At 62.9% G+C, this 6,130-nt stretch carries 5 protein-coding genes and 1 pseudogene; 2 read left to right on the top strand and 4 right to left on the bottom strand.

Going from position 1 to position 6,130, the window contains the following annotated elements; genetic code table 11:
• From ACLHHB_RS15675 to ACLHHB_RS15660, 4 genes and pseudogenes are all read right to left on the bottom strand, one after another.
• A pseudogene (locus tag ACLHHB_RS15675) lies at positions 1-279 on the bottom strand (polyphosphate kinase 2); the annotation flags it as partial.
• 2 nt (positions 280-281) lie between these two features.
• Complete coding sequence (gene metA, locus ACLHHB_RS15670; RefSeq protein WP_410219216.1) at positions 282-1,208, bottom strand: homoserine O-succinyltransferase; 927 nt, start codon at positions 1,206-1,208, stop codon at positions 282-284.
• Positions 1,209-1,211: 3 nt separating this feature from the next.
• Positions 1,212-2,099, bottom strand: coding sequence for an ATPase (locus ACLHHB_RS15665; RefSeq protein WP_410219215.1), 888 nt, complete (start codon positions 2,097-2,099; stop codon positions 1,212-1,214).
• A 191-nt stretch (positions 2,100-2,290) separates the two neighbouring features.
• On the bottom strand, positions 2,291-3,451 hold the full coding sequence (locus ACLHHB_RS15660) for an OmpP1/FadL family transporter (protein WP_410219214.1): 1,161 nt from the start codon (positions 3,449-3,451) through the stop codon (positions 2,291-2,293).
• Between the two features lie 212 nt (positions 3,452-3,663).
• Between ACLHHB_RS15660 and guaB the strand changes: the two genes are divergently transcribed.
• Positions 3,664-5,112 (top strand): IMP dehydrogenase, encoded by a 1,449-nt coding sequence (gene guaB, locus ACLHHB_RS15655; RefSeq protein WP_410219213.1) that lies wholly within the window; start codon positions 3,664-3,666, stop codon positions 5,110-5,112.
• Between the two features lie 335 nt (positions 5,113-5,447).
• Positions 5,448-5,816: a hypothetical protein gene (locus tag ACLHHB_RS15650; protein WP_410219212.1), complete on the top strand. Its 369-nt coding sequence runs from the start codon at positions 5,448-5,450 to the stop codon at positions 5,814-5,816.
• The last annotated feature ends 314 nt before the right edge of the window (positions 5,817-6,130 follow it).

The raw sequence follows: 6,130 nt of genomic DNA, 5'->3' as shown, positions 1-6,130 counted from the left end.
GATGCGGCCGGCAAGGGCGGCACCATCCCGTCCTTCGAACAGCACCACGACCCGTTTGCCGGTCTCGATGACGTCATGCATCATCCGCACAAGCTGCAACTGAAGCGCGGCCATATGCGCCTCGTACCCGTCCTTGTCCATTTCCTCGCGATAAGGAAAGTCGGGGTCCAGCAGGTCCTTGCGCCCCGCTTTTTCCAAGGTCTTGCGAACGGCGGAAGGGGCGCCCGTTTTCAGATAATCGCTGATCTGGCCGACCAGCGGCAGGTCCGGTTCGGCCATGCTCATCCTTCTCCGATGCGCGACATGTCATACCATGTCGTCTGATAGATCTCGTTGATCCAGTTCCCGTAAAGCAGGTGAGCATGGCTGCGCCAGCGATTCAAGGGCTGCAGGTCCGGGTTGTCGTCGGGGTAGTAATTCGCGGGGACCATGACCGGCTTTTTTGCCGAAACGTCGCGGTCGAATTCGTCCTTCAGCGTCGTGCTGTCATATTCGAAATGGTTGAAGACATAAAGCGCGCGGTGCCCCGGGTCGGCCAGCAGGCAGGGCCCGGCATCGGCACTGGCCAACAGGGTCGTCAGGGCAGGGCGCGCGTCCACATCCTGCTGGCGAACCTCGGTCCAACGGCTGACGGGCACCAGCACATCGTCGGAAAACCCCCGCAGATACGGCGAAGCGGGCGCGAGGTTCCTGTGCCGGAAACAGCCGAACGCCTTGGCGGGCAGAAGATGCTTGGGCAGACCGTGGAAATGCCAGGCCATGGCCATTCCGCCCCAGCAAACGCCAAAGGTGGAATGCACATGGGTCTGCGTCCAGGCAAAGACACGTTCGAGCTCGTCCCAATAGGTCACCTGCTCGAAGGGCAGATGCTCGACGGGTGCGCCGGTGATGATCAACCCGTCGAATTTTTCACCCGTCGCCTCGACATCTCGGAAAGGACGATAGAAATTTTCCAGATGGTCGGCGGCCGTGTTGCGGCTTTCGTGATCCGACATCCGGATCAGCTGAAAGTCGATCTGCAGGGGCGTAGCCCCGATCACGCGCGCGAACTGGTTCTCGGTCTGGATCTTCTTGGGCATCAGGTTCAGAAGCCCGATCCGCAGCGGGCGGATATCCTGGGTGGCGGCCCGGCCCGGCGACATGACCATCACCCCTTCGTCCGAAAGGATGCGATAGGCGGGCAGGTTCTCGTTCAGCGTGATCGGCATGGCTCAGTCTTTCTTGCGCCCTTCGGCTGGGTCTTCCTTGCGCGCGATGGCGCGCGCGATCAGTTCGCTCAGGTCATGCGGCGACCGGACCTCGGAAACTTCCTCGGCGGTGATCGTGACGCCGCGGCGTGCCATTGCGGCATAACGGGGTTGGCGGTGGGCCAGTGCGCGGGCATAGGTCCAGCGGATGAAGTCGTCGGGATTGACCTGCGCCGCCTCCAGCCCCTTTTCGACGCGATAGGCGATCCAGGCGCGTTCCAGGAACTGCGGCTGGTAATACATCGGTTTGGGCGCGCGGTCAAAGCGGCGGACCAGTTCGGCCGTATGGGCGTCGCTGCCCTTGATCCAGACCAGCAGCAGGTCGCGCGACAGCGCCGTCAGGACAGGGTCGTCGGGATCTTCCGGGTCCACGACCTCGCAGATCGAGCCGCCGCTGTCGCAGACAAAGTTGGGTAGACCATAAATGTCGCGCGCCCGGTCCATGAAGTCGCGCGTGTCCAGCAAGGCGGCGATCTCGGCCCGGCGGTGCTGGTTCTGCCGCAGGCAATATTCGTCAAAGGGCAGACCGCCTCGGCTTTCGCTGCCGGGCTTGCCCAGATAGGTCGAAAGAGGCGCCAGGTTGTCGAACGTGATGTTGCTGGCGATGTAAACGCTGTCCGACATCAGCAGGTCGCGCAGGAACGGGACCTTCATCGCCTCGCGCTTGAAGTTGTCGGCGATATATTCGCCCATGTAGCGGGTGCCGATGCGGTAATCGACGGAATAATGAAACCATGTTCTCGTCTCGCGCAGCATCGAGGCAAGATGGGTCTTGCCCAGCCCCGACATGCCGAAAAGCACGATCCGCTTGGAGGGCGCCGCCCGCCATTCTTCCGCGCTGCGATAGATCATTGGCTGTCCCTTCCTTGCGCCGCGCCCCTAGGTAATCAGGCGGCCGACCCTTGGAAAGGCCCCCGACGGCGATCCCGCCCGCTGCAGTCAGGGAAATCCCCATTCGCCCGGTACTGACACCGATCCCATCGGCAGGCGCAAGGCAGAACGGCCCCGTCAGAGACGGAGCCGCCAGCCATGCTTGTGCAGGATCAGAAGCTGTAGCCGACGCGAATGCCGGCGCCCCAGGCTTCGCTGTCTTCCATGCGCGCACGGGCGGTGTCGGGCGTTCCTGTCTCGGGGCTTGCATCGCCCAGCTTGGTATAGTTGACCCCGGTGGTGATCTTCATCGGCCCGCGCGTATAGATGGCGGCCAGTGTTATCCCCTTGCGGCCATTCGTTGGTGCGAGAGGTGAGACCAGGTCGTTTCCTTCCTTTTCGAAGGTGAACGAGGCCGAACCAGACCAGGCGTCCGTGAAGCGCCGCCCGACGCCAAGCGTGTAGGTTGTCGTGTCTTCCAGATCCACCAAGCCCCCGCCGCTCACGGTCACGAAACGTGCAGGGTCAACCCGGAACGAACTCCAGTCGACCCAACGGATCGAGCCAAAGACGAGCGTGTCCGCCGCGACGCCGCTCTGAAACTCCAGGTTCCAGCTTTCGGGCGTCGAGACGGTCGTGGTCGAGGTCCCGACCAGCAGCGGCAGCGGCGGCAACGGGCCATCGCCGTCAGGATCGACCAGCGGACCGCGTTCCGTCGTGTCGAAGTCGTGGTCGATCTTGGAGTTGTAGGTCAGCGAGACGCGGGCGGCGATGTCGGGGCGTTCCCAGGCCACGCCCCCCGTCCAGCCGAAACCGGTGCTGGCTTCCAGATCGACATCGTAACCGGAAACTGGGCCATAGGCGAGGCCGTTCAGGCCGACTTCACCCTCTGCACGAGAGCCGCGGATGCCGCCATGGACCGAGAAGTTGTTCTGGAACTCATAGCGGGCAAGCGCGGTGAAGGTGGTGGATTCGACCCGCGCGAATGTGCCGCCCAGCAGGACCGATCCGTCCGCCCCGGGACCGGCCGGGGCAGGATAGCGGATGTCAGCGCCGAAGGGCTGCTCGATGATGATGGCGCCAGAAAAGCTGGGCGTGAACTGATGCTTGTAGGACAGGCCTGCAAAGCCATAGCCCTGCGCCACGTCGCCAGTGCGAAAGCCTGCCGCATCCACGCCCTCGACCGTCGGATCGACGCCACCAAAGCTCAGTTCGACATAGTTGCCTTCCTCGAACAAGGCCGTCAGCGACTGCGGGGCCCGTTCGATGCCGCCGGCCAGCAGGGGAGAAGCCCCCATCATCAACGCCGCGGCACCCGTCAATGCTTTTTTCATGGTATCCTCCCTGAGCCTAGCGCCCGGCATCAGATTAGCGCAGTGTTGTCACCGATCAATCATCACGCGCACTAACGTGGCGTTCGCTTCGAGTCTCGCATAGGTTGCGTGTCCTTCTTGCAACGCGCCGCCTGTGCATCGTGCGGGCTGGACAAAGGGCGCGGCGCGTGAAAGGGGAAACTGCCAAACGGAATTGACGCAAGGATACCCCCATGCAGATTCGTGAGGCTCTCACCTTTGACGATGTTCTTCTGGTGCCGGCCGCCTCGACGGTGCTGCCGTCGACGGCCGACGTGACGACCTTCGTCACCAAGGCGATCCGGATGAACATCCCGCTTCTGTCCTCGGCCATGGACACGGTCACCGAAAGCCGCATGGCGATCGCGCTGGCTCAGGCAGGGGGCATGGGCGTGATCCATCGCAACCTGACGACCGAGCAGCAGGCCGACGAGGTCCGCCGCGTCAAGCGGTTCGAAAGCGGCATCGTCTACAACCCGATCACCTTGACGCCCGATCAGACCCTGGCCGATGCCAAGGCGTTCCAGGACCGCTACAACGTCACCGGTTTCCCGGTGGTGGACGAGGACGGACGCGTCGTCGGCATCGTGACCAACCGCGACATGCGCTTTGCCAGCGACGACCGCACTCCGGTTCGCGCCATGATGAGCGCCGACAACCTGGCGATCCTACGCGAGCCCGCCGACCGTGCCGAGGCGATCAGCCTGATGAAGGCTCGTCGGATCGAGAAGCTGCTGGTGACGGACGGGCAGGGCAAGCTGACGGGCCTGTTGACGTTGAAGGATACCGAAAAGGCTGTGCTGAATCCCTTGGCCTGCAAGGACGACCTGGGGCGGCTGCGGGTCGCCGCCGCGTCGACCGTGGGCGAGGACGGGTTCGAACGCAGTCAGGCGCTGATCGACGCAGGCGTCGACATGGTCGTGATCGACACGGCTCATGGACATTCCGCGGGCGTGGCGCGCGCGGTCGAGCGGGTCAAGGCGCTGTCCAACAACGTGCAGGTGGTCGCGGGCAACGTGGCCACGGCCGAGGCGACCCGCGCCCTGATCGACGCAGGTGCCGATGCGGTCAAAGTCGGCATCGGGCCGGGCTCGATCTGCACGACGCGGATCGTGGCAGGCGTGGGCGTGCCGCAGCTGACGGCGATCATGGATGCGGCCTCGGCGGCGGGCGACGTGCCGATCATCGCGGATGGCGGCATCAAGTTCTCGGGCGATTTCGCCAAGGCTATCGCGGCGGGCGCCAGCTGCGCCATGGTCGGCAGTGCCATCGCCGGCACCGATGAAAGCCCTGGTGAGGTGATCCTTTACCAGGGCCGCAGCTTCAAGAGCTATCGCGGCATGGGCTCGCTGGGCGCCATGGCGCGCGGTTCGGCCGACCGGTATTTCCAGAAGGATGCAGCAAGCGACAAGCTTGTGCCCGAGGGCATCGAAGGCCAGGTGCCTTACAAGGGCACGGCCAATGCGGTCATCCATCAGCTGGTCGGCGGACTGCGGGCGGCCATGGGCTATACCGGCTGCGCCACCGTGGCCGAAATGCGCCAGAATTGCCAGTTCGTCCGCATCACCGGCGCGGGGCTGAAGGAAAGCCACGTCCACGATGTCCAGATCACGCGCGAGTCGCCGAACTATAGGCTTGGATAATCGGGCGGTTATGCTGAATTTACTGCTATGGAACGCCTGTAGAACAGGGAAAGCATGAACTCAGCACAGGACACTGCATCAGTCATGGGACTGATGTAAAAAGGATAGCCTCTCTTACCACCTGATGCGCGCGAGGGAGGCTTACCATTCTTCGACACGCACCCTCGCATCACCGTCCGGCAACTCTTCACACTCTATATCGACGTCCGCGAGTTGCACCACAGTTCAAGCACCGGCCTAGTGATGACGCCACAGTCACTCCACGCCTTCCATCTCCAGTGCGGTCCGGTAGGTTCGGATGGTGGACACGGTGCCAATTGCTGGCGATCGGGACCATGCCGCAGTCCCAGCATTCCACCAGCCAGACCACCCAAGCAGGCGGACCGGATGCGGACAAAGGCCTCCCGGCGGTCGTTGTCGTCCGCGCTGGCATGCGTGTGGAGGCAGAGCGCATCGAGCGCTGGGACAGCCGTTTTGATGAGGAACTCAAGGGTCGTGTCTCCTTCCTTCTCAGGCACGATAACAGCGTGGCCATGGATATCGTTGAAGGCGGGGTTGATCGCGCGGATATTCGTGGCGTCGTTCTCCATCGGTTTCTGTTCCTGATCTGCCGCGTGGGCCGCGCGTGGTCTCATAGTCGTTTTTCCACACATCGTCATGCCTGCTTCCCATCGAAGAATGCCTGTGGACAGCCGTGTCGCTGAGAATTTCGAAGGGGCACAATATCCGCGAGCAGTCGACGTCAATCCAATTGATGTAGTCGCGCATCATCTCGATCGTGTCGCCTTACCGATAGTGATGCTTGTGGGTCACGTCAGTTAGCTCATGTCCCGGGATCAGCTTTCCTGACTGGTACGGCACCTCCGCCCGCATGCGAGTGAAGAGGCACTCTGCAGAGCCATGCCGGAAATCGTCAAAGATTAAGCGGGCCGGGTGTTTGGGGCATCCTCTGGGCGTTGATGATGTGACCGCCCCCCGACGGCATCTGATGTGCCAAGGTGGGTCTGCAACGATCCAC

It is taken from the genome of Paracoccus sp. (in: a-proteobacteria) (assembly GCF_046462195.1).
GTDB lineage: Bacteria > Pseudomonadota > Alphaproteobacteria > Rhodobacterales > Rhodobacteraceae > Paracoccus.
This window is presented reverse-complemented; position numbering and strand designations above follow the sequence as displayed.